The sequence below is a fragment of the Acinetobacter rudis genome, assembly GCF_000829675.1.
Classification (GTDB): domain Bacteria; phylum Pseudomonadota; class Gammaproteobacteria; order Pseudomonadales; family Moraxellaceae; genus Acinetobacter; species Acinetobacter rudis.
Genome location: NZ_BBRX01000001.1, coordinates 53,496 through 75,221 on the forward strand (window position 1 = coordinate 53,496; position 21,726 = coordinate 75,221).

A 21,726-nucleotide genomic window follows, 5' to 3' on the forward strand; every position below is an offset into this window, starting at 1 on the left:
TTGAGCGCGTGAAGATGGATCGTCAAGCTCAGTTTAGAGCAAGAGAAACTTTGATTTTTGAGGTGGCAGAGCGTTTGCTGCTAGAGAACGGTGAGCTGGGCATGACTTTGGATGCACTAGCGGCTGAATTGGATCTGGCAAAAGGTACATTGTATAAACACTTTCAAAGTAAAGACGAGCTATATCTGCTATTGATCATTCGTAATGAGCAGATGTTGCTTGAGATGCTTAAAAATTCAGAGACACTGTTTGCTGAGCAGTTGGCATTCTTTATGTTGCATCATTTACATCATCCTGATCAGATCGTGATGTTCCATCAAATTGAGGAGCGGTTGTCGACTACAGCACAAGGTTTACACGATCTGTTTTATCAACTCTATCAAATCCGTAAACAACGTTTACGTTTGATCATTCGTCTGACAGAGCAGTACTTAGAGTCGATTCAAAGTAGCATGTCAGTACGTGATTATTTAGCTGCGATTTGGTCAATCACTCATGGTGGCGCAGCAATTCTTAATTCAAGTTTCTACCAGCGCTATTTAGGTGAACGAGATAGTTTAAGAGTTGCTTTGATCGAACAAGCACTAAATTTACCCAAACAATCTTGTCTTGCAGATGCGATGACATAGGCCTTTACGCAGATCACACATGAACCACCTAGGCAAACGATACTCAGGTTTTACTCTTGTTGAAGTGATGGTGGTCATTGTGATTATGGGGATTTTAATGTCATTAGTGATGCTCAATATCGATGGCATGGATATGCGTAAAGCAATGCAACAGCGCGAGTTGTTAATTTTAGATCTGAAAAAAATTAACCGTGAAGCAAATGATCAGGCACGGGTATATGCCTTACGTATCGATCGTGAAACAGATGTACATGCATTTCAGTATCATGTGATCGAATATTATAAACCGCAGCCTCCCTTACAGACACCTTCGATGAGTTTAACTCAGCAAGATCCATGGCGAGAATTAAAACAATTTCCAGTACGTGAGTTACCCGCTAAAGTCTCATTTCGAGTTGAAAATCAAGAGCAAGACTACGCTCAAGCAAATAACACTGATCTACTCGGTGAACGCGCTCCACAAATTATTTGGTTTGGTAATGGTGAGGCGAAACCTGTCCATATTCAAATGTACTATGCCAATCAGGCAATAGGCGCTCCAATTCAAATTGATTATTTGGGAAAAGTTGATGCAGCGTCCTAATAGGGGCTTTACCCTAATTGAAGTCGTAGTGGCTTTGGCTATTTTTGCTGTTTCTGCTATGGCTTTAACTAAGATTGCTATGCAATATACGCAAGCCACTGCAAATGCGATCTTAAGAACTAAGGCGCAGTTTGTAGCTCAAAATGAAATTGCATTAATGCAGATTAATCGTGAACGTTTAACTGGAACTCAAACTAAACAAATTGATTCACAGGGTTTAAGTTGGCAAGTCGATAAAAAAGCTGAAGCGACAATTAGCCCGAATGTTCAACGAATTGACATACAAATCAGTTTATATAATCCAGAATTAGCGAAAGTTGAATCGGGCATCACTTCAGTGGTGTTTTTTAATTATCCAGATATTGCCAAGAGTCCATGAAAAAAAACGGTTTCACTTTAGTTGAGTTGCTGGTGGCAATTGCTATTTTTGCAATCTTGTCTGCATTAGGTTGGCAAACCTTTGATCATATCGTGAAAATCAAAGAGCGTAATGCGACACATGAAGAAAACCTAGCGCAACTACAAGAGGCTTATCAGCAAATTCAACGTGATAGTTTGCAAATAGCAGCAGTCGTTGCGGGGAATACTGAGAAGCCTCAAGCGGCGTTGGTGTTGCAAAATCAAAATCTGAGTTTTAGTAAATCTGGTGTAATTGATCCATTGCAGCAAAAGAAAGCACCGACAGAACGAATTGAATATCAGTATAACGCGCAAGATAAAAAACTGTATCGACTAAAATATACCTATATTCATAGTGCACGTGATCAACAGCCAGTATCGAGTGTGTTGTTAAGTCGAGTGGATCAATTACAGATCAATGTATTGAATCCAACAGCCTTAGATCATTGGCCAGATATGATTGATCCCAATGATCAGCTTGCTTTACGTCGTTTACCACGAGGGTTAAGTATTAAATTTAGTATTGATGATGTTGAATATGAATGGATCTTTGATCTACTCAATACTGATTTTATTGCTACGCCATAATAATAAGGATGAATCATGCAAGCTTCTGAACAGTGCCAGTGTACGTATGTTACAACAGCGTATACAGTAGTAAGGGTTTAAGTCATGAAAATTGACACGATTGAGTATTTGTCATGAAGCAGCAGCGAGGAATTGCTTTAATTACCATTTTAGTTATGGTTGCCCTAGCTACGATCGTTGCAGCAACAATCGTTAAGCGTCAATATCTGACAGCTGATAATACCGCTTATATGATGCGACAAAATCAAGCCCTGCAATATAACAAAAGTGCTGAATATTTTTTATCAGAACTTCTAGTACAAGATGCAAAAAATAGCCCGAAGGCAGATTATTTACAGGAGACTTGGGCACAACCATTACCTCCATTTCCTGTTGATGATGGCATTATTTCAGCCCAGCTAGAGGATCTGTCTGGTAAATTTAACTTAAATAGTCTGTTAAAAAATGCCAATGAGCCAAATGAGAATACACGTAAAGTGTTTGAAAACTTATTGGTACGTGTGGGCTTGCCAGCACAGCTCAGTCAGGCAGTATTGGATTGGCAAGATGCTGATGATTTAACCAGTGGTGCGATGGGGGCAGAAAGCCAATATTATTTAAGCGCAGGTCTTGCCTATACACCACCAAATCGTATGTTTAATGATATCGAAGAATTAAAAATGGTGCGTGGCTTTGAAGGACAAAACTATGACCGTATTGCACCCTATATTGCCGCTCTTCCTGCAATAGAAACTAAAATAAATATCAATACTGCACCTGCTCTGGTTTTGGCGAGTCTGGATGAAAAATTAGATGTCAATTCAGTGCAGCAAGCTTTGCAAAGTAAACAAGCCAAGTTTGAGCACTTTTCTAGTGTTGCTAATTTACTTGAGCAAGATGTATTTACACAGCTATCCCCAGAAAGTAAGACACTGGCGAACAATATTTTTGATGTTAAATCTTCATACTTTAAAGCAAAAATTGAAGTGCAGCTTGCTGAGCGTAAACGTCAAATGAATAGCTTTTTATATCGTAAAAATGATCATGTCTATGTTTATGCCCGTAATCTCGTGCCATTTTAACAGAGCGCTATTTGATCACTACAATATATGTAGCCTATAAATTTGATTTTTAATCAAACAGTGATAATATTTTTGCGTTAAAAATATACTTATGACTGTGGACTTTCGTAGAATGGACAAGGGTTTTTAAATTTTATACGAATTAATGATGATTTTGATCTATAATCATTTTTATTGGTGTTTAAGATATATTTGACACATGCTCATCCGCAAATTATTTAAATTTGAAAATGCACATATTGTACGTAACTGTACATCGGATCGTTGTAAGTATTCGATTCATGGGCATAGTTACAAAGTTGAATTATTGCTGAAAGCATCCAAGCTTGATCATGGTCAAATGGTTTATGATTTCGGTTTGCTCAAGGGCATGATTAAAGAGCTAATTGATAGTTTTGATCATGCGATTTGTTTTTGGCAACAAGACGACATGACCTATATCGAAGCCTGTAAGACTTTTAGTGCACGTTGGATCGCCTTGCCTGTATCACCTTCAGCTGAGCAACTCTCCAGAGTTTTATTTTTTCTGGTGCAACAGCTATTACAGGCTACTGTGACAAAAAATGGGGAAGGTGATGTTGAAGTATATTCGGTGATTGTGCATGAAACTGATACGGGTTATGCACAAAGTTTTATTGAAGACATCGAAAATATTCAAATGGGTATTTTGTCGTTAGATCAGATCCATTTTTCAGATCAGGTCATGGCTGAATGGACTGACTCGAATATGTATCAAAAATTGCAAAATGGCCTGCAATTTATTAATCCAGAAGTGGAATTACAAGTTAAACTTTAAGTCATGAGATTATGATTTAATTGAGTATATTGATTAGGGAATTAAGGATAAAAGATCAATGAGTGTAAACTTTACTGAACAGGAACAAGCAAAACTTGATCAGGTTCGCTTGGATCCCAGCTGGAAAGTTGCATTGACTGATTTTCTGCTCAGTCAGAAAATGGAAAGCTTGCGGAATTTCTTGCTGAAAGAAAAGACTGAAGATAGAGTTATTTATCCACCCAATGCATTAATTTTTAATGCACTGAATACAACTCCGCTTGAGCAAGTAAAAGTCGTGATTTTGGGACAAGATCCTTATCATGGTGAAAATCAAGCACATGGTTTAAGTTTTTCAGTACAACGAGGTGTTGCTTTACCGCCTTCATTGCGTAATATATTCCACGAATTGCACAATGACTTAGGTCTGCCAGTTGCGACTCAAGGAGATTTGACACAATGGGCAGAGCAAGGGGTGTTGCTACTCAATAGTGTGCTGACTGTAGCCGCTGGGCAGCCAACCTCACATCAAAAACAAGGCTGGGAAGAATTTACCGATCAGGTTATTGATGTATTAAATCAGCAACGAGAGCATATCGTATTTATATTGTGGGGTGCCTATGCTCAACGTAAGGGAAAACGTATAGATACCACCAAACATTTGGTACTGAAGGCAGCACATCCATCGCCTTTAGCTGCAAATAGAGGTGGATTTTTTGGTTGTAAAGTTTTCTCAAAAACCAATCATTATTTAAAACAAAATGGCATAGAGCCAATTAACTGGCAGCTGGACGCATGACAAACAAACCTCATACCAAGCCTTATCACGCTGATTTAATTATTGAAGAAGCTCAAAATGGCTGGCGTATTATTCGCTTAAATCGACCGAAGTCTCTACATGCTTTAGATGAATCGATCGTAACTGCACTATTTAATGTCTTTGAAGACTTTCATGCAGACGATAGTGTAAAAGCAATTTGGTTAGACTCAACAACCCCTAAAGCATTTTGTGCTGGTGGTGACGTACGTAAATTACGTCAATTGGTCATTAATAATGAAGTTGAGACGGCTAATCGCTTTTTTGAGCAAGAATATGCTTTAGACTTATTGTTACATAACTATGCTAAACCCATCGTGGTTTGGGGTGAAGGGTATGTGATGGGCGGCGGTCTAGGTTTGTTTATGGCCGCACCATTTCGCTTGGTGACACCACATTCACGTTTGGCAATGCCTGAAGTCAATATCGGTCTTTACCCAGATGTTGGCGCAAGTCGCTTTTTAGCAGATCGAGGTCCAATTGGTTTGTTCACTGGCTTAACAGGTTCAATTATGACTGCTGCTGGTGCATATGGCATTGGTTGGGCAACACATATTTGTGATACTCAGCGTGATACTGTTTTGCAAAAGTTAATTGACATTGACTGGGAACATTATCCAGCGGGCGACTTTCGTGCACTAGATGATACTTTAAACGGCATGCATCGTCCTGTACCACCAGGCCCTCTACAAAACTCACTAGATGTCATTCACAGTGTTTGTCGTGGCGTGCAATTTGAACAAGATTACGAAACAATTTTAGGTTTAAGTGATGCACGTAGTGACTGGTTACGCCAAGCGAGTGAAAACTTAGAAAAGGGTTCACCAAGTACTGCTGCAATTACATGGTTGCTCTGGCAGTGGGGACGTCAAGTGCATTCATGGCAAGAAGTTTTTGATCTTGAAGCACAAATTTCAGATTGGAAAATCACTCACCCCGATTTTGTTGAAGGTGTACGTGCACGTCTAGTCGATAAAGACTTGTCACCAGTTTGGCAAGAAGTGAGTGCGATGACTCTGCCAGCCATTTTGTCTGAGCACCCACCTGTGACCAATATTGAAAGTTGGAATGAGTTATTAAGACAATATAACGTTATTTAAGTTTATGTCAGAAGATCAGCAACAGATTGATGAAAAATGGATGCAGCTTGCTTTTGAGCAGGCTGCAATCGCAGCAGAGCATGCAGAGATCCCTGTGGGTGCAGTCATTGTAAGTGAAGGGGAAATTATCGGGCAGGGGTATAATTGTCCGATTGAAAGCCATGATCCTACGGCACATGCAGAAATACAGGCTTTACGACAAGCATGTACTCATCTTGAAAACTATCGCTTACCTGCAGAAAGTACTTTATACGTCACTTTAGAACCTTGCACAATGTGTGTGGGGGCACTTATTCATGCACGTGTTGGACGAGTAGTTTTTGCAACAACAGAACCCAAAGCGGGGGCGTTGGTCAGCGAGCGTAAATTGCTAGACAGTGGTTATTACAACCATGTTTTCCAATTTCAAGGGGGATGTCTACAGCAGCAGTGTTCAGAGCAGCTGTCTGCATTTTTTAAAATGCGTCGGGAACAAAAAAAACAGCAAAGACTTATCAATAGAGCTGCCAATTTACCGATTAACTCATTGAAATAGATCGGACGATGAGGCGGTGAAGTGATAGCAATCAATAATGATGATGGAGTGACTTATGAGTAAAACAAATTATCCACATATTGTAATTGAGAGAAATTTTCCTGCACCTATCGAGCAAGTATTTGAGTTGCTGTCTAAACATGCAACATATAATCAAGCTTTTGCACCAATACAAGTTGAACGTGTTAAAGATTCGACAGATGCTAATCATCCTGATGGACTAGGATCAATTCGACGTTTGGGATTTGGTCCGATTAAACCTTTACAAGAGCAAATTACTTTAGTTGAAGTGAACCGTTGTATTGAATATAAAATTATTCGTAACCCCTTGGTGAAATATCATCTAGGCCGTCTTGATTTTCAAAGTCTAGATGATGGTAGTACTCAGGTCACATATCGGATCGATTTGCAGCTGCGAGTACCGGGTTTAAGTAAAATTGTGCTTGCACAGCTTAATCAAGCGATTAAACTTGGTTTTTCAAAATTATCTCGTTCTTTTATCTAAATTGGAGTGGCAATGACAATACACATCATCACCATTGATGGCCCCAGCGGTTCTGGAAAAGGAACATTAGCGGCACGCTTAGCTGAACATTATGCTTATCGTTTGTTAGATTCAGGTGCGTTGTATCGACTATTGGGTTTGTCATTGTTTCAACATAATTTACTTGACAATTTAACTGATGAAGCTGCTCTTAAACAATGCGTTACAATTGCACTTAACTTGGATATCGAGTTTAAAAGCAATTCACAGGGCACTCAGGTCTTTTTAGATGGTCAAGATGTAAGCCAACAAATACGTACTGAACAGGTGGGTGAATACGCATCAAAAGTCGCTGCAATTCCAGAACTTAGACAGGCGTTATTTGAAAGACAGCGTGCCTTTGCACAGCAACCTGGGCTTGTTGCAGATGGGCGAGATATGGCAACTTCTATTTTTCCAGAAGCTCAATCAAAAATTTACTTGACTGCATCGGCAGAATCTAGAGCAGAGCGTCGAGTAAAACAGTTGCAGGCTATGGGTCACGATGTTAAAATAAGCGGCATTTTGGCCAATATCGAAGCACGTGATAAGCGTGATATGGAACGTAGCGTCGCACCGCTTAAACCTGCAGTTGATGCATATATGATCGATAGCTCAGATTTGAGCATTGATGATGTATTTGAGTTGATGATCCGCTATATCGATCGATCCTAAACCAAAATATCAATATTATGAACATATGCATAGCTTGATCAGTCTTATATGGACTATGTGTTTGTCTAACTAAACCGGCCTTGTCTGATCCAAGACCGCTGAATTTACTAGGTATATCATGACCGAATCTTTTGCAGCCCTCTTTGAAGAAAGCGAATTAAACCTTAACGTTGAAAAGGGTGCCGTAATCCAAGGTATCGTTGTTAGCATCGACTCTGACTGGGTTACTGTTGACACTGGTCTTAAGTCTGAAGGTGTAGTTGCACGTTCTGAATTCTTAGACGAACAACGTGAGCTTGAAGTTCAAGTTGGCGATACTGTAGACGTTGTTGTTGAAGCGCTTGACAACGGCATGGGTCAAACTGTTTTATCACGTGAAAAAGCTAAACGTGCTGAGACTTGGACTAAACTTGAAAAAATCTTTGAAGACGGCGAAATCGTTACTGGTGTTATCTCTGGTAAGGTTAAAGGCGGTTTCACTGTTGACATCGGTCCAGTTCGTGCGTTCCTACCTGGTTCTTTGGTTGATACACGTCCTATCCGTGATACAACTCACCTTGAAGGTAAAGAGCTTGAGTTTAAAGTAATTAAACTTGATGCTAAACGTAACAACGTTGTTGTTTCACGTCGTGCGGTAATGGAAGCTGAGTCTTCTGCTGACCGTGAAGCTCTTCTTTCTCAACTAGAAGAAGGTCAAACTGTTACTGGTACAATCAAGAACCTTACAGATTACGGCGCATTCGTTGATCTTGGCGGTATTGATGGTCTACTTCATATCACAGATATGGCTTGGAAACGTATCAAACACCCTTCAGAAGTTGTTGAAGTTGGTCAAGAAGTTACTGTTAAAGTACTTAAATTTGACAAAGAGCGTAACCGTGTTTCTCTAGGTCTTAAACAACTTGGCGAAGATCCATGGTTAGCGATCATGAACCGTTACCCTAAAGGTTCTATCGTTAAAGCTCGTGTAACTAACTTAACTGATTACGGTTGCTTCGCTGAAATCGCTGAAGGCGTTGAAGGTCTAGTACACGTTTCAGAAATGGATCACACAAACAAAAACATCCACCCATCTAAAGTTGTTCAGATTGGTGATGAAGTTGATGTTATGGTTCTTGAAGTTGATGAAGAACGTCGTCGTATTTCTCTTGGTATCAAACAAACTCGTGCTAATCCATGGGAAGAGTTTGCTAAAGCACACGAGAAAGGCGAAAAAGTTTCTGGTACGATCAAGTCTATCACTGACTTCGGTATCTTCATCGGTTTACCAGGCGGTATCGACGGTCTAGTTCACTTGTCTGATATTTCTTGGAACGAGCAAGGCGAAGAAGCTATTCGTCGCTTCAAGAAAGGCGATACTGTTGAAGCCGTTATTCTTTCTGTAGATGCAGAAGGTAACCGTATCAGCCTAGGTATCAAACAATTGAACAGCGATCCGTTCAACGATTTCTTAGCTGCTAACGAACGCGGTGCGCTTGTTAAAGGTACTGTAACTGCTGTTGATGCTCGTGGTGCAACTGTTAAGTTGGCTGACGAAGTTGAAGCTCAATTAAAAGCTTCTGAAATCAACCGTGATCGCGTTGAAGATGCAACTAAATTCCTAGAAGTAGGTCAAGAAGTTGAAGCTAAAATCATCAACGTAGATCGTAAATCACGTTCAATCAACTTGTCGATCAAAGCGAAAGACGAAGCTGAAGAGAAAGAAGCGGTTGCTAACTTACGTCAAGCAACAACTACTCAAGACAACGGTCCTAAAACAATCGGTGACTTGATTAAAGCTCAAATGAACAACTAAGTGATTGTATAACGTACTATTTAATGTAACTGAATAATACGTTTTATATAAGAACTGTTAAAGGTAGCGCAGGATAAGTATTCTGCGCTACCTTTTTGTATTTGAACAGGTTATTATTTACAGGGTTACTCTAGTAGTATGATAATTAACGAGGTCATCGATGACTACTGAAGCATTGAATAAGTCTGACTTAATAGAAAGGATTTCTATTAAAAATCCACATTTAGCTGAGCCATTAGTGGAAGATGCTGTTAAAATAATGATTGATCAGATGATTGCATCATTATCAGCAAACAACCGCATAGAGATTCGCGGTTTTGGTAGCTTTGCACTACATCATCGTGATCCACGAGTGGGTCGCAATCCAAAAACAGGGCGATCTGTAGAGGTTTCTGCTAAGGCGGTTCCGCATTTCAAGCCGGGCAAGGCATTGCGCGATGCGGTGAATGAGTCTGCGGATATGTAAAAAAAATTAAAATGGGGTGCTCTTATGCGCTATTTATTGGTCTCGGTATTAATTGTTATATTTGGCTATGCTTTAGCGCTAGTTCTGCAGAACGAAACTGAGCTTCCTGTAGATTTATTATTTACACAGGTTCCAGCAATGCGCCTAGGTTTGTTGCTGTTACTCACATTAGCGATTGGTATTGTAATTGGTCTATTGCTTGGTGTTCAGGTGTTCCGAGTTTTTCAGAACAGTTGGGAAATCAAACGATTGCGTAAAGATGTTGCGCATTTACGCAAAGAACAAATCCAATCTGCTCAACTTGCAGCTGCTGAAGCTGCTGCAAATGCAAAGCATGAAAAAACTGTGTTAGAAATTCGTCCTGATGAGGACAAACCAACTCAAACACTTTAGTATTTTTTGTGGAAGGCAGTCTTTACTTTATGGGTGAAGGCTGCTTTTGCATTTTTAAGACTTAATTTTGTATTTAAACATGTCACCAAAGCTTAAAACTTAGGCTTTGCTGATCTTACACTCAAGCACAAACATGACTATAATACCGCAATATTTTTGTGTGGTGGATAAACCTCTTGAGTATCATTGTTGCCTTAGATGCAAAAAGCCATAAAGATGCGCTGGCGATGGCTGATCAACTTGATCCTGCGCTTTGCAGAGTGAAGGTTGGTAAAGAGCTTTTTACACACGGTGGCCCTGAGATCGTGAAAGCGCTACATGCACGCCAGTTTGATGTTTTTTTAGATTTAAAATTTCATGACATCCCAAACACAACTGCACAAGCAGTTTGTGCAGCTGCTGATCTGGGCGTATGGATGGTGAATGTTCATGCTTCTGGTGGCCGTAAGATGATGGAAACTTGTGTTTCTCGTCTACAGGCTGGAAACTATAAAACACAGCTCATTGCAGTGACTGTTTTAACCTCTATGGGGCGTGAAGATTTACGTGATATCGGTTTAGATATTGAACCTTTTGAACAAGTAATGCGTTTGGCAAAGCTTACTCAAGACTCTGGTTTGGACGGTGTCGTTTGTTCTGCCCAAGAAGCGAAAATGCTACGTCAAACTCTGGGTGCTAACTTTTCTCTAGTCACACCTGGTATTCGTCCTGCTGGTTCAAATGCGGATGATCAAAAGCGTATCGTCACACCTCAACAGGCGATGCAAGATGGTTCGACACATTTGGTGATAGGTCGTCCAATTACTCAGGCTGCTGATCCTAGTCAGGCATTAAAAGATATTTTTGCTTCAATTTAACGCCAATATATTGTTGTGAAAGAAAACCCAGCTTTAATCAGTTGGGTTTTTTTATTGAGTACATGGGGTGGTCCATTCAATCGACTCTATGCCATGTGTGACTAATATACCAACACTTCGAATCGAAAAAATATTTAAATTATCTAAAATAATTAGATGAAAAGTGCCTTTTTTTCATAATTTTAAATTTATTGTTAATTAATTCTTATTAATGTGCGTGGAATAGTAGATGATTTCACTTATAATTAACCTCAGATTGTAGTTTTTTACATTAAAAAGAAACACTGAGTTATTAGAAAGATGATCAATAATATTCAAAGTGCTTTAGATAACTTAGGGCTAAGTGCAAAGCGAAGGGTTATACATATTCGGTTTTCCAATTCCACCTTAAATCAACAGCTTTACTTGCAACGTATTGAAGGAGAACATCATTTAAATCAGGGTATGCACGCTGAACTGCTTTGTCTATCAACTGATGCAACCATCCCACTCAAACAGTTTATTGGTAGTCAGGCTGCCGTAGGTTGTGTGACGGATCGAGGTTTGATATTTAGAACTACGGGTATCATCACAGCTGCGGAGCAAGGACAGTCCGACGGTGCCTTAACCATTTATAAGTTGCAATTACAAGACCCCACTGCACTGTGGGAACATCGACGTAATAGTCGTGTGTTTATGAATAAATCAGTGGTTGATATTGTTGAAATTATCTTTAAGGAATGGCAACAAAAAAGTCCGATCTTTGCTGCGAGCCTGTCACTTGATTTAAGTGTACTACAGCGTGACTACGATATACGACCATTCGTAATGCAACATAATGAAAGTGATGATGAGTTTCTAAAACGTTTACTGCGCCAAGAAGGAATTAATTTTCTAATAGATGAAGCACAATTATTTGTGCCCAGCCCATTGGCACAAATCGAAGCACAGAAACTACGTTTAATTGATGATAACAGCCAGTTCCAATGTTTAACACGTCGTAATATCCGTTATCAGCGTAGTAATACTACAGAACAACAAGATCGTATTGTGAGTTTTGTTGCACAGCGAAAAATTCAACCTACAGCTGTACATATACAGCGTTGGCAATCTGATCTTTTAGAACAAGAAGAAGGGGCTGGATCTGTTCTAAGCCATCATCAACATAGTACAAGCCAAGAGAATGCAAGTCTTTGTCTTGAACAGGCGTGGCACTTTAGCCCTGCTTGGATGCAAGATTTAAAGGGTGAAGATCAAGCGACGATTTCAGGCAATGCTCAAGTTGAATGTTTAAATCAAAACATGTTGAGCGCTTATGAGTTAGAAGCGAAACAATTTATTGCACAATCGAGTGTACGTGATGCACAGGTCGGCTATTGGTTTGTATTTACAGATCATCCAGAAATTGACTTACATGATGTAGCTGACAGAGAATTCTTAATTACTTCAAAACACTTTTATCATCAAAATAACTTACCTAAAGATTTAACTGATCAAGTCTCAATCTTACTCAAGCAAAGTCACTGGCATTTACTTGATAAAAATAAATCGGCAGAGCGTCAGTTCAATCAACTGACATTACAACGTCGCAATATTAAGATGGTTCCTAAATATCTCCCTTTACAACATCGTCCAGTAGTACATCCGCAGCGTGCCAAGGTGGTTGGACTGGCTGGTGAAGAAATATATGTTGATGAATGGGGGCGTATAAAAGTTCGTTTTATGTTTACGCGTCGTGAGGACCATACACACGATGGTGGTGCTGGTGCAAATGATAACGATACAGACTCAGCTTGGGTAGATGTGTTGACCCCATGGGCGGGTGAGGGTTATGGCGCAAGATTTTTACCACGAATTGGTGAGATCGTGGTGGTGGGCTTCTTCGATGGTAATATTGATCGACCATTTGTTTTGGGGCGTCTCCATGAGGGATCACGTTCGCCGACCAAATTTGATGTGAAAGGTAAGCTACCTGATACGCAAAAACTCAGTGGGATTCGTTCTCAGGAATTCGGTGGTGAGGGTTTTAACCAACTACGTTTTGATGATACGACAGGACAGATCAGTAGTCAGCTACAGAGTAGTCATGGGGCGAGTCAGTTAAATTTAGGCAAGCTTAGCCATCCCAAAGAGACTGAACAATCAGATGATCGTGGTGAAGGTTTTGAACTTAGAACTGATCAGTGGGGAGCTGTGCGGGCAGGGAAAGGTTTATTGATTTCAACCTACCGACAAGAACAAGCTGCTCTGGATCACCTAAATACGCAATTGGTAAAAAAACAACTTGAGACTCATTTAAATCAAGCGATGGCTTTAAATAGAACAGCAACAGAATTGGAAACAACAGAATTAGATATTTTAGATAAGTTTAAAGACTTTATTCAGCAACTATCTGCAGAGGATAAAACTAAAGCGAATGCCTTTAAATCTGCAGTTATGTTGCTTGCATCTCCGAAGGGGATTGGACTTAGTAGTGAAGAGGATATTTATACAGCCGCAAAAGGATTTATGGTGCACAGTGCTGGAAAAAGTATCAATATTTCAACCCAAAATAGTTTGATTGCGCAAGCAAGTAAAAAGTTAAGTTTATTTGCTGCAAGAGAAGATGCAAGTTTTATTGCAGGTGTGGGTAAAGTTCTTGTTCAATCTATTTCGAATGCATTGGATGTCATTTCAAGAAAAGATTTGCATATTCGTTCAACAGAGGGAAAGGTTTTTATAACAAGGCCTACCGGTATTTTTATTACAGGAGGAGGTTCTCAAATTAGTGTGGAGGATACAGGCATCTTTTCTAAGACTTCGGGACTCTATGAATCTAAAGCAGGTCAGCATAAGTTTAAAGGTGGGGAATGCATTGATAAGGTTCAATTTGGCAATCAATTATATGATTTAAAGGTTCAAGTAGTTGATGAGGTTAATAATAAGTTTGTTAAGAATACAAAATATACTTTGCGGCTTAGTGATGGGAGCACTATAGAGGGAGTTACGGATGAAAAAGGTTTCACTGAAAAAGCCTTTTCTTCAAAACAGCTCAAAATTGATTCTATAGTTATTCAAAATGAGTTGGAGAGTGGTCATGAGTAATAATAATCCAGAGACCATAGCAACTGATGCAATACAAGATGCTATTCATACGGCTGTCAGTGTAAATAAATTTTTAACACCAATAGGTAATAATAGTGTTGCAAAAGTTATTGTTAATCCAAAAGAAAAATGCAATCCAGTTGTAAATATGGCATTGGCGCATGTGTATGGAAACTGTAGTTATTATTATGTTCCTTCTAATGGTGATCCAATAAAACAAAGCACTAAACTTGATTATGTGGATAAAAATGGTATTAACTTTAGATACTTATATACACACGCGCCTTTTTTTAAATCTTGTGAAAAAGAGTCAGTCTAATTGGGATTTTGCGTGTGAAGTCCTATATAAATATATTAATAACCGAGAAGCATTATTGGCTTTAAATTCTGGCGATCCCAAATGGTCACGATATGCTGATTTTATGAAAAGGCATACCAAAGAATGTGGTCATTTGCCACCAACTTACTATCGAGCTTATGGCTATTACTACTGTTCACGTTTCGGGGCTTATCTTTTACCCAGTATGACTAGTGATCTTGCAAGAAATTGGTTGAGGGATGCACGATTATATTTGCAAAAATATATGGATATAGGATTAGGACAAAATAATAAAGGGACAGAAATATTCTTACAATCTAAACTCAATGAAAAAGCCAATCAAAAAATGTCTTTTAAAAAACAATCAGTTGAATTGGATGATAAGACCTTTAAAACATATGCTTTTAGTTCACATGTACCTGCTTATATTGATGGTGGAATACAAGATGTTCCATTGGAAGATTTATTAAGAATTATATGTGAACCTAATATTCAGGAATGGATGGATATTGAAACGATTCAACAAGCAATTCAGGTGGCAGAAATTGTATACCCCTTAATAACATCTATGGTTAAGGTGAGTTCACCAGCAGCATCTGGCGCATATATAGTTATTACCAATTGGCAGAAAATTGAAGCAATCTTTGGAACAGTAGCCTCTTGGTGGAAAGATTAAATAAAAATAACTAGAGTGAATATATGAAAAAAAATGAATGGTTTGTTTTGTTTTTTGGTCTTTGGATATTAACAGGATGTAGTTTGATGTGGGCAACAGAGTTTGACTTTGCAAAAAATAAATTTAACGGCGGTAACCTTGTAATCGATCAAGAGCGACAAAGAGCACTCTTAATTTATATTGATCGAGAAAAGTTAAAGATAGGGCCAGTATTGAATGAAGAAGGAGAAGAGGTTGGACGAAATTTTAAAGAAGAATGGATGAGAGACAATAACCAAGTATTAAATAGAATGACAGTTGAGGTATTGTCTGGTGGTCAGGGAAAACAAGATAAGTTAGTTTTTAAAGAGAAAGCTCAAACAGGTCAGTGGTGGCAAACAGTAGATTTAAAAACGGTTTATATTAATACGTATTGGTTGGACTATACCCTAGTTGATACACTTCCAGAGCAAGATCAAGTGAGGAAAGCCCGCCATTATAAAATTTTTAAATCAGTTGATGGTGGTGAGAGTTTTACTCAGCTTAAAAGCTGGCCATCATTTAGACAGGTCAAACAAGTACTTTTTGATGAAACTGGTTTAAAAGGTTATGCCATTGGTGAGCAAAAAACATTATGGCGTACATCAGATGGTGGCGAAACATGGGTAAAAATTCATATGCCTAAGCCGATCATTGATCAATTAAATGCAATGAAGTTTGATCTTAGAATTGATGAAATTTTTAGTTCATATCACTTTGATGAAAAAACCAAAGACTTTTATTTTTCCAATTTATTTGAGAATCATGGTCAATACTATAGTGTGATTTATAAACTTCCATGGAGCGATGATCCAAAAAAAATCGTATAGATCAACACGCGCCTATGATAACACTGCCAAACTCAGATATTGCGGATATGAACAGTGAGGGTAATAAGCTTTATATTTTAGGCATGGTCTATGATTTTGTGAAAGGGACATACGGTGGTGTCGATACAGAGACTACGTTTTTAACGGCAACACCTGATCAAGATAATAAATATCATTGGCGTGATCGAGTGAAAATTGGTAATGGTTTACAGCTGGGTAAACTACATATTGGTCAGAACCAAGTTTTGTATAGTTCAGGTTTTAAAAATGCTGAAACTTATCCTTTTCAACGTGATGTCGCAGCAGTGAGTTTTAATAAAGGTCAAACTTGGCAAATAGATGAAGAGGGTAATAGGATTCAAGCTTCATTTTTTGATGATAAAACCAATCGGGTATTTATGTTAAAAGGCGGCAAAGTGTCCTCACGTGAACTCACCAAGTTAAATACATTTTTACCGTGAAGATTTGATTGTACATTTTAAAAATCATGTGCCTCTATAAGGTGTAAGTCATCAGCATAATGAACTATTTCAATTATATTGAAGAGCTCGGGCTGCAACTTACTCAGAAGGTAGGCCACAACTGCTGTTAAATCTATCTAAGTTTATGGATATCTAAGGTTAAGGTATTGAGGATAAACTCTTACTGTATTTAAGGAGTTATGCTACTGTTCAGCATAACTCCAAATGGCCTTATTCATCTGTTTAAGTGCTGCTCAGAGTGTGGTCAGTATACTGACTAAGATCGGGGCTAAAATGGATAAAACTAATCCACTGACCATTGCATGTGGGATAAACTCATTACCACAGGCTTGTTTAATCATGGGAAGGGTGACATCCATAGCCGTTGCACCGGCTGAAGAGATTGCAGAACGTGGGTAGCGCCAACCCATTAAATACATAAAAATAATTGCAACGATTTCTCGAAATAAATCATTGATGAGAGCAATACTGCCTAATGTTGGGTTTTTAAGTTCACTGACAACAATCCCACTCATGGAATAAAAGCCATAGCCCTGCGATAACATAATCAAATCTTTTAAGCTAATTTCACTGATAAATAATGCACAAAATAATGCACCCGCTAAAGAGCCAATGACACAGCTTATTGGGACTAATAAAACACGCCAGTTGAGCCAACTTCGACTTAAAGGAGAATAAGCAAGGTCTAGGCCTATGATAAACATAAAGACCAATAGTAAATACCAAGTATTAACACTCAGATGAATATCCAAATGCTGTAGACCTGCTGCGCTTAGATAACCGAGTAATAATGCAATAAAGGCATAACTGATATTTTTGAGTGAATCTACGAATAAATCAGTTGAAATTTTGCCTTGCATTGGCTGAAAACCAAGGTACTTAAAGAGTAAGTAACTACTAAAGAAAGCGCCTAAAGAGGTCGCTGTAGCCAAAGAAATGGCTGGCATGAGGATTTGTCCAAGACCATGAATGTGTTCAAGTACCTGAGCAAATTCCATAGCTATTGCAAATAAAAGTACATATGTAAAATAGGGAAGTATTTTAAATGCTAATTTCTCAATCATGCTGGGTATGTGTTTGGCAAGAATTAAGCCGAGAGCTAGACATAAGATGAGTTGAGCGATAAGCACAAGGGATTGCATAAAAATAATTCAGTCAAAAAATTACAAGGATTATAGTCGGATTCAATGTTTTTGTACTTTGTATTATGCGCTGTCATCAATAAATTTACAGATTCATAAATGAAAGCAAGAAAGTTTTATTAATTATTATGAAATATTGGGTATACTGCCATTTCATCAAATTATACATTTAACTGCTGATTAAGTTTTCAACCATTATGTCTGATCTAAATGCTGTAAACCATACGCAAGTACCCTTGTCACCAGCGGAACGATATGCTCAAGCGCTGCATTCTGGTAAATTTATGCCTGATGAAGCACAAGCTGAAGCAGTGCATGAGTTAGAACGTGTCTGGCAAGAGTTACTCAGCCGTTATAAGGCATCTAAAAAAGCCTTTCGTCGCTTTCGTCGCCAAACTTCACCTCGTGGAGTGTATATGTGGGGTGGTGTAGGTCGAGGTAAAACTTGGCTTATGGACCAGTTTTATGAGTCAGTTCCTTTTCGACGTAAAACACGTATGCATTTTCATCACTTTATGCAGCATGTACATAAAGAGTTGAATAAGTTGGCAGGTCAACGTAATCCGCTTGATATCGTTGCTGATCAAATTTATAAAGATGCAGTGGTGATTTGTTTTGATGAGTTCTTTGTAACTAACGTGACAGATGCCATGATCTTAAGTGATCTGTTCCAAAAGCTATTTCAGCGTGGTATCACGCTGATTGCAACTTCAAATATTGCACCTGATGGTCTATATAAAGATGGTATTCATCGTGATCGTTTATTACCAACGATTGATCTAGTGAAAAAGCACTGTGTTGTATTGAATGTTGATGCAGGGGTAGATTATCGTTTACGTGTATTGAAGCAAGCACAGTTATTTAAGGCACCGCTTTCAAATGAGCATGACCTATGGCTATCACAGCGTTTTACTGCATTAACTCAAACACAAAAAGTCTCTAATGAGCCGATTATTGTAAATCATCGTGTGGTTGAAACGATTGGTCATACAGAAGATGTGCTTTGGTGTGAGTTTGGCGAACTATGTTTAAAACCGCGTAGTCCTGCTGATTTTATCGAAATGGCAAATATTTATAATACGGTTCTGATTAGTAAAGTGCCACACCTAACTGATTATCTATCTGAAGGTACACGTCGTTTTATTTATCTAGTCGATGAGTTTTATGATCGTGGTGTAAAGTTATTACTGACTTCTGAAGATACGATTATTGAGATTTATCAAGGTGAGAAAATGGCATTTGAAATTGAACGGACGCGTTCACGTTTATTAGAGATGCAATCAGATGAATATTTACAGGCAGAGCATCGCCAAATAAATCAAGTAGAATCATAAGATTAGGTAATTTATTTTTGAAAAAACAGCACCTATTTTGGTGCTGTTTTTTTTGCTCTTAGAGAAAACATATCGACTTTTTAGTAGTTCCATGATAAATCAAATAGGGGACGCTAGGGCTGAAATAATGGTGAGATGAAACCAAATTTATCGAACTTTGGTCTAACATCTACTTTTCTTTTTACTTATACGCGTTAAGTTTAGCGGTCATGAGGCGAAAATGTTGGTCGAGACACAGTATCATTTTATCGTTTTTATATAGTTATATAAAATGTCTGTTATTTTGCACCGTTATATTCGTATTCAGTCTGATTTAAATCAGTATACTCATTATCTCGTGTTTATAAAAAATAGCCATATCAGGAAAGACAATGACTGAACGTATTCAAAAAGGTAAATTAGCGATTGCTAAAGAACTCTACGATTTCATCGAAAATGAAGCTTTACCCGGTTCTGGTTTGGACAGTAATAGCTACTGGAAAAATTTTGAACAAGTTGTTGTTGATCTTAGTCCGAAAAATAAAATGCTTCTGGCTAAGCGTGAAGAGATTCAGGCAAAAATCGATGAATGGCATCGTAATAACACATTTGAATTACAAGCTTACAAAGCTTTCTTAACGGAAATTGGCTACTTACTACCAGAAGTTGAAGATTTCCAAATCAGCACAGAAAATGTCGATGAAGAAATCGCATTATTGGCTGGCCCACAATTGGTGGTTCCAGTACGTAATGCACGTTATTGCCTAAACGCTGCAAATGCGCGTTGGGGTTCACTCTATGATGCATTATACGGCTTTGATGTAATTTCCGAAGACGGTGGTGCTGAGAAAGGTAAAGGTTACAACCCTGCTCGTGGTGCAAAAGTTATCGCATTTGCGAAAAACTTCCTTGATCAAACTTTTGCATTAGCGCAAGGTTCTCATGCAGATGCTACTCAATATGTTGTTGAAAATAATCAACTTAAAGTAACGTTGAAAGATGGAAGCACAACGACTCTCGCTCATGAAAGTAATTTTGTTGGCTTCAACGGTGATGCAGCTCAACCGACAGAAATCGTTCTTAAGAACAATGGTCTTCACGTTATCATCCAAATTGATGCAAATAGTCCGATTGGCCAAACAGATGCTGCTGGTGTTAAAGACTTAGTTCTTGAAGCTGCTGTAACAACAATTCAAGACTTAGAAGATTCTATTGCAGCAGTAGATGCAGAAGAAAAAGTTGAAGGTTACCGTAACTGGTTAGGCCTGATGAAAGGTACGCTTGAAGAAAGTATCGAGAAAAATGGTAAAACGGTTACTCGTAAATTGAATGCTGACCGTACCTATCATAACCTTGTAGGTGGTATAACTTCGATTCATGGTCGTTCTTTGATGTTACTGCGTAACGTTGGCCATTTGATGACTAACCCAGCGATCTTGGTTGATGGTGCTGAAATTTATGAAGGCATCATGGATGCATTGATTACTCCATTGCTTAGTCTTGCTGATATTCGTGGTGAAAACCAGATCAACAACTCGCGTCAAGGTTCAATGTATATCGTTAAACCAAAAATGCATGGCCCTGAAGAAGTTGCTTTTGCAGTTGAGTTATTTGAACGTGCGGAACAGGTGCTTGGTTTACCAGCGAAGACTTTGAAAATCGGTATCATGGATGAAGAACGTCGTACTTCTGTGAATTTGAAAAACTGTATTGCACAAGCTAAAGATCGTACTATCTTTATTAATACAGGTTTCATGGATCGTACGGGTGATGAAATCCATACATTTATGGAAGCAGGTCCATTTGTACGTAAAGGTGAAGTAAAAGGCCAAATTTGGTTCCCAGCTTATGAAAACCGTAACGTAATGATTGGCTTACAAGCAGGTCTGCGTGGTAAAGCACAAATTGGTAAAGGCATGTGGCCAAAACCTGATATGTTGCTTGATATGTACAACACCAAGACTGAGCATCCAGAAGCTGGTGCAAGCTGTGCATGGGTTCCTTCACCAACTGGTGCAGTTATTCACGCCATTCACTATCACCAAATTAATGTTGCTGATCGTCAACAAGAACTATTGTCAACTCAACCGTTGTCTTTAGATGATCTATTAACTCCTCCATTGGCGACAAATACCAACTGGACTGACGAAGAAAAAACCAAAGAACTTGAAAATAACTGTCAAGGTATCTTGGGTTATGTTGTTCGTTGGGTAGACTTGGGCGTAGGCTGTTCTAAAGTACCTGATATTAATAACGTAGGTTTGATGGAAGACCGTGCGACCTTACGTATTTCTTCTCAGCACGTTGCGAACTGGTTGCGTCATGGTGTGGTTTCACGAGCTCAAGTTGAGGAAGTGATGCAGCGTATGGCTAAAATTGTGGATCAACAAAACGCTGATGATCCGTTATATACAGCGATGTCTGCTGACTTTGCAAATAACATTGCATTCCAAGCAGCTTCTGATTTGATCTTTAAAGGTGCAGAACAACCATCAGGTTATACTGAGCCATTACTACATGCAGCTCGCCTAAAACTTAAAGGTTATACAGGTGACTAATTTGCTTTAGATAAAGCATATTGATAAACAGTAATGAAAAACCTCTCGTAAGAGAGGTTTTTTTATGTCTATGATTTTTGGTGAAAAATATAGTTGATCTCGGCATGATAATGCTTGACCTCAAGTTAA

The 21,726-nt window shown here is 38.7% G+C and carries 23 protein-coding genes; 22 read left to right on the forward strand and 1 reads right to left on the reverse strand.

All coding sequences use genetic code 11. The annotated features are described in order from the left end of the window. The first annotated feature begins 14 nt into the window (after positions 1 to 14). From Aru01_RS00235 to Aru01_RS00330, 20 genes are all read left to right on the forward strand, one after another. Entirely contained in the window at positions 15 to 629 is a 615-nt protein-coding gene (locus Aru01_RS00235; RefSeq protein ID WP_016656076.1) for a TetR/AcrR family transcriptional regulator, read from the forward strand. Between the two features lie 19 nt (positions 630 to 648). After that, positions 649 to 1,212, forward strand: a complete 564-nt coding sequence (locus tag Aru01_RS00240; protein WP_016656077.1) for a prepilin-type N-terminal cleavage/methylation domain-containing protein — start codon at positions 649 to 651, stop codon at positions 1,210 to 1,212. Then, positions 1,199 to 1,591 (forward strand): type II secretion system minor pseudopilin GspI, encoded by a 393-nt coding sequence (gene gspI, locus Aru01_RS00245; protein WP_016656078.1) that lies wholly within the window; start codon positions 1,199 to 1,201, stop codon positions 1,589 to 1,591. The genes Aru01_RS00240 and gspI overlap by 14 nt, the downstream gene beginning before the upstream one ends. Beyond that, on the forward strand, positions 1,588 to 2,199 hold the full coding sequence (gspJ, locus tag Aru01_RS00250) for a type II secretion system minor pseudopilin GspJ (RefSeq protein ID WP_016656079.1): 612 nt from the start codon (positions 1,588 to 1,590) through the stop codon (positions 2,197 to 2,199). Before gspI ends, gspJ begins: the two co-directional genes overlap by 4 nt. Positions 2,200 to 2,312: 113 nt before the next feature. Beyond that, positions 2,313 to 3,260, forward strand: coding sequence for a type II secretion system minor pseudopilin GspK (gene gspK / locus Aru01_RS00255; protein ID WP_016656080.1), 948 nt, complete (start codon positions 2,313 to 2,315; stop codon positions 3,258 to 3,260). A 199-nt stretch (positions 3,261 to 3,459) separates the two neighbouring features. Further along, positions 3,460 to 4,056 (forward strand): 6-pyruvoyl trahydropterin synthase family protein, encoded by a 597-nt coding sequence (locus Aru01_RS00260; protein ID WP_016656081.1) that lies wholly within the window; start codon positions 3,460 to 3,462, stop codon positions 4,054 to 4,056. A gap of 58 nt (positions 4,057 to 4,114) precedes the next feature. Further along, on the forward strand, positions 4,115 to 4,834 hold the full coding sequence (gene ung / locus Aru01_RS00265; RefSeq protein WP_016656082.1) for a uracil-DNA glycosylase: 720 nt from the start codon (positions 4,115 to 4,117) through the stop codon (positions 4,832 to 4,834). Continuing rightward, complete coding sequence (locus tag Aru01_RS00270) at positions 4,831 to 5,952, forward strand: enoyl-CoA hydratase/isomerase family protein (RefSeq protein WP_016656083.1); 1,122 nt, start codon at positions 4,831 to 4,833, stop codon at positions 5,950 to 5,952. Before ung ends, Aru01_RS00270 begins: the two co-directional genes overlap by 4 nt. Positions 5,953 to 5,956: 4 nt before the next feature. Further along, a complete protein-coding gene (gene tadA, locus Aru01_RS00275; RefSeq protein ID WP_016656084.1) occupies positions 5,957 to 6,487 on the forward strand; it encodes a tRNA adenosine(34) deaminase TadA in 531 nt (176 codons plus the stop codon). Between the two features lie 55 nt (positions 6,488 to 6,542). Beyond that, entirely contained in the window at positions 6,543 to 6,992 is a 450-nt protein-coding gene (locus Aru01_RS00280) for an SRPBCC family protein (RefSeq protein WP_016656085.1), read from the forward strand. 12 nt (positions 6,993 to 7,004) lie between these two features. Continuing rightward, positions 7,005 to 7,685, forward strand: a complete 681-nt coding sequence (cmk, locus tag Aru01_RS00285; RefSeq protein ID WP_016656086.1) for a (d)CMP kinase — start codon at positions 7,005 to 7,007, stop codon at positions 7,683 to 7,685. 118 nt (positions 7,686 to 7,803) lie between these two features. After that, the gene (gene rpsA / locus Aru01_RS00290) at positions 7,804 to 9,480 is read left to right on the forward strand and encodes a 30S ribosomal protein S1 (RefSeq protein ID WP_016656087.1); all 1,677 of its coding nucleotides are present in this window, start codon (positions 7,804 to 7,806) and stop codon (positions 9,478 to 9,480) included. A 160-nt stretch (positions 9,481 to 9,640) separates the two neighbouring features. Beyond that, on the forward strand, positions 9,641 to 9,946 hold the full coding sequence (locus Aru01_RS00295) for an integration host factor subunit beta (RefSeq protein WP_016656088.1): 306 nt from the start codon (positions 9,641 to 9,643) through the stop codon (positions 9,944 to 9,946). Between the two features lie 24 nt (positions 9,947 to 9,970). Continuing rightward, complete coding sequence (locus Aru01_RS00300; protein WP_016656089.1) at positions 9,971 to 10,339, forward strand: lipopolysaccharide assembly protein LapA domain-containing protein; 369 nt, start codon at positions 9,971 to 9,973, stop codon at positions 10,337 to 10,339. 176 nt (positions 10,340 to 10,515) lie between these two features. Next, positions 10,516 to 11,196 (forward strand): orotidine-5'-phosphate decarboxylase, encoded by a 681-nt coding sequence (gene pyrF, locus Aru01_RS00305; protein WP_016656090.1) that lies wholly within the window; start codon positions 10,516 to 10,518, stop codon positions 11,194 to 11,196. A 300-nt stretch (positions 11,197 to 11,496) separates the two neighbouring features. Next, positions 11,497 to 14,259: a type VI secretion system Vgr family protein gene (locus Aru01_RS00310; protein WP_016656091.1), complete on the forward strand. Its 2,763-nt coding sequence runs from the start codon at positions 11,497 to 11,499 to the stop codon at positions 14,257 to 14,259. Next, a complete protein-coding gene (locus Aru01_RS00315) occupies positions 14,252 to 14,578 on the forward strand; it encodes a hypothetical protein (RefSeq protein ID WP_016656092.1) in 327 nt (108 codons plus the stop codon). Before Aru01_RS00310 ends, Aru01_RS00315 begins: the two co-directional genes overlap by 8 nt. Further along, positions 14,508 to 15,254: a hypothetical protein gene (locus Aru01_RS00320; RefSeq protein ID WP_217995748.1), complete on the forward strand. Its 747-nt coding sequence runs from the start codon at positions 14,508 to 14,510 to the stop codon at positions 15,252 to 15,254. Before Aru01_RS00315 ends, Aru01_RS00320 begins: the two co-directional genes overlap by 71 nt. Positions 15,255 to 15,277: 23 nt before the next feature. Continuing rightward, on the forward strand, positions 15,278 to 16,102 hold the full coding sequence (locus Aru01_RS00325) for a WD40/YVTN/BNR-like repeat-containing protein (RefSeq protein ID WP_016656094.1): 825 nt from the start codon (positions 15,278 to 15,280) through the stop codon (positions 16,100 to 16,102). A 14-nt stretch (positions 16,103 to 16,116) separates the two neighbouring features. Further along, positions 16,117 to 16,563 carry a hypothetical protein gene (locus Aru01_RS00330; protein WP_016656095.1) on the forward strand — a complete coding sequence of 149 codons (447 nt, stop codon included), beginning with the start codon at positions 16,117 to 16,119 and terminating at the stop codon, positions 16,561 to 16,563. A 254-nt stretch (positions 16,564 to 16,817) separates the two neighbouring features. Here the strand turns inward: Aru01_RS00330 and Aru01_RS00335 are convergent, their stop codons facing one another. Further along, positions 16,818 to 17,726 (reverse strand): LysO family transporter, encoded by a 909-nt coding sequence (locus Aru01_RS00335; RefSeq protein WP_016656096.1) that lies wholly within the window; start codon positions 17,724 to 17,726, stop codon positions 16,818 to 16,820. 197 nt (positions 17,727 to 17,923) lie between these two features. On the opposite strand from Aru01_RS00335, the gene zapE reads away from it, so the two are divergent. Together zapE and Aru01_RS00345 are read left to right on the forward strand one after the other, a co-directional pair. Then, positions 17,924 to 19,060: a cell division protein ZapE gene (zapE, locus tag Aru01_RS00340; RefSeq protein WP_016656097.1), complete on the forward strand. Its 1,137-nt coding sequence runs from the start codon at positions 17,924 to 17,926 to the stop codon at positions 19,058 to 19,060. 371 nt (positions 19,061 to 19,431) lie between these two features. Next, the gene (locus tag Aru01_RS00345; protein ID WP_016656098.1) at positions 19,432 to 21,597 is read left to right on the forward strand and encodes a malate synthase G; all 2,166 of its coding nucleotides are present in this window, start codon (positions 19,432 to 19,434) and stop codon (positions 21,595 to 21,597) included. Positions 21,598 to 21,726: the final 129 nt, after the last annotated feature.

Excerpts from the sequence above, each read along its gene's own strand:
- Aru01_RS00330 (WP_016656095.1), top strand. The coding sequence starts at position 16,117 with ATGATAACACTGCCAAACTCAGATATTGCGGATATGAACAGTGAGGGT.
- cmk (WP_016656086.1), top strand. The coding sequence starts at position 7,005 with ATGACAATACACATCATCACCATTGATGGCCCCAGCGGTTCTGGAAAA.
- Aru01_RS00345 (WP_016656098.1), top strand. The coding sequence starts at position 19,432 with ATGACTGAACGTATTCAAAAAGGTAAATTAGCGATTGCTAAAGAACTC.
- gspJ (WP_016656079.1), top strand. The coding sequence starts at position 1,588 with ATGAAAAAAAACGGTTTCACTTTAGTTGAGTTGCTGGTGGCAATTGCT.
- gspK (WP_016656080.1), top strand. The coding sequence starts at position 2,313 with ATGAAGCAGCAGCGAGGAATTGCTTTAATTACCATTTTAGTTATGGTT.
- tadA (WP_016656084.1), top strand. The coding sequence starts at position 5,957 with ATGTCAGAAGATCAGCAACAGATTGATGAAAAATGGATGCAGCTTGCT.
- Aru01_RS00300 (WP_016656089.1), top strand. The coding sequence starts at position 9,971 with ATGCGCTATTTATTGGTCTCGGTATTAATTGTTATATTTGGCTATGCT.
- Aru01_RS00295 (WP_016656088.1), top strand. The coding sequence starts at position 9,641 with ATGACTACTGAAGCATTGAATAAGTCTGACTTAATAGAAAGGATTTCT.
- Aru01_RS00325 (WP_016656094.1), top strand. The coding sequence starts at position 15,278 with ATGAAAAAAAATGAATGGTTTGTTTTGTTTTTTGGTCTTTGGATATTA.
- Aru01_RS00315 (WP_016656092.1), top strand. The coding sequence starts at position 14,252 with ATGAGTAATAATAATCCAGAGACCATAGCAACTGATGCAATACAAGAT.
- Aru01_RS00335 (WP_016656096.1), bottom strand. The coding sequence starts at position 17,726 with ATGCAATCCCTTGTGCTTATCGCTCAACTCATCTTATGTCTAGCTCTC.
- ung (WP_016656082.1), top strand. The coding sequence starts at position 4,115 with ATGAGTGTAAACTTTACTGAACAGGAACAAGCAAAACTTGATCAGGTT.
- rpsA (WP_016656087.1), top strand. The coding sequence starts at position 7,804 with ATGACCGAATCTTTTGCAGCCCTCTTTGAAGAAAGCGAATTAAACCTT.
- Aru01_RS00280 (WP_016656085.1), top strand. The coding sequence starts at position 6,543 with ATGAGTAAAACAAATTATCCACATATTGTAATTGAGAGAAATTTTCCT.
- Aru01_RS00310 (WP_016656091.1), top strand. The coding sequence starts at position 11,497 with ATGATCAATAATATTCAAAGTGCTTTAGATAACTTAGGGCTAAGTGCA.
- Aru01_RS00240 (WP_016656077.1), top strand. The coding sequence starts at position 649 with ATGAACCACCTAGGCAAACGATACTCAGGTTTTACTCTTGTTGAAGTG.
- Aru01_RS00260 (WP_016656081.1), top strand. The coding sequence starts at position 3,460 with ATGCTCATCCGCAAATTATTTAAATTTGAAAATGCACATATTGTACGT.
- zapE (WP_016656097.1), top strand. The coding sequence starts at position 17,924 with ATGTCTGATCTAAATGCTGTAAACCATACGCAAGTACCCTTGTCACCA.
- gspI (WP_016656078.1), top strand. The coding sequence starts at position 1,199 with ATGCAGCGTCCTAATAGGGGCTTTACCCTAATTGAAGTCGTAGTGGCT.
- Aru01_RS00235 (WP_016656076.1), top strand. The coding sequence starts at position 15 with ATGGATCGTCAAGCTCAGTTTAGAGCAAGAGAAACTTTGATTTTTGAG.
- Aru01_RS00270 (WP_016656083.1), top strand. The coding sequence starts at position 4,831 with ATGACAAACAAACCTCATACCAAGCCTTATCACGCTGATTTAATTATT.
- Aru01_RS00320 (WP_217995748.1), top strand. The coding sequence starts at position 14,508 with ATGGTATTAACTTTAGATACTTATATACACACGCGCCTTTTTTTAAAT.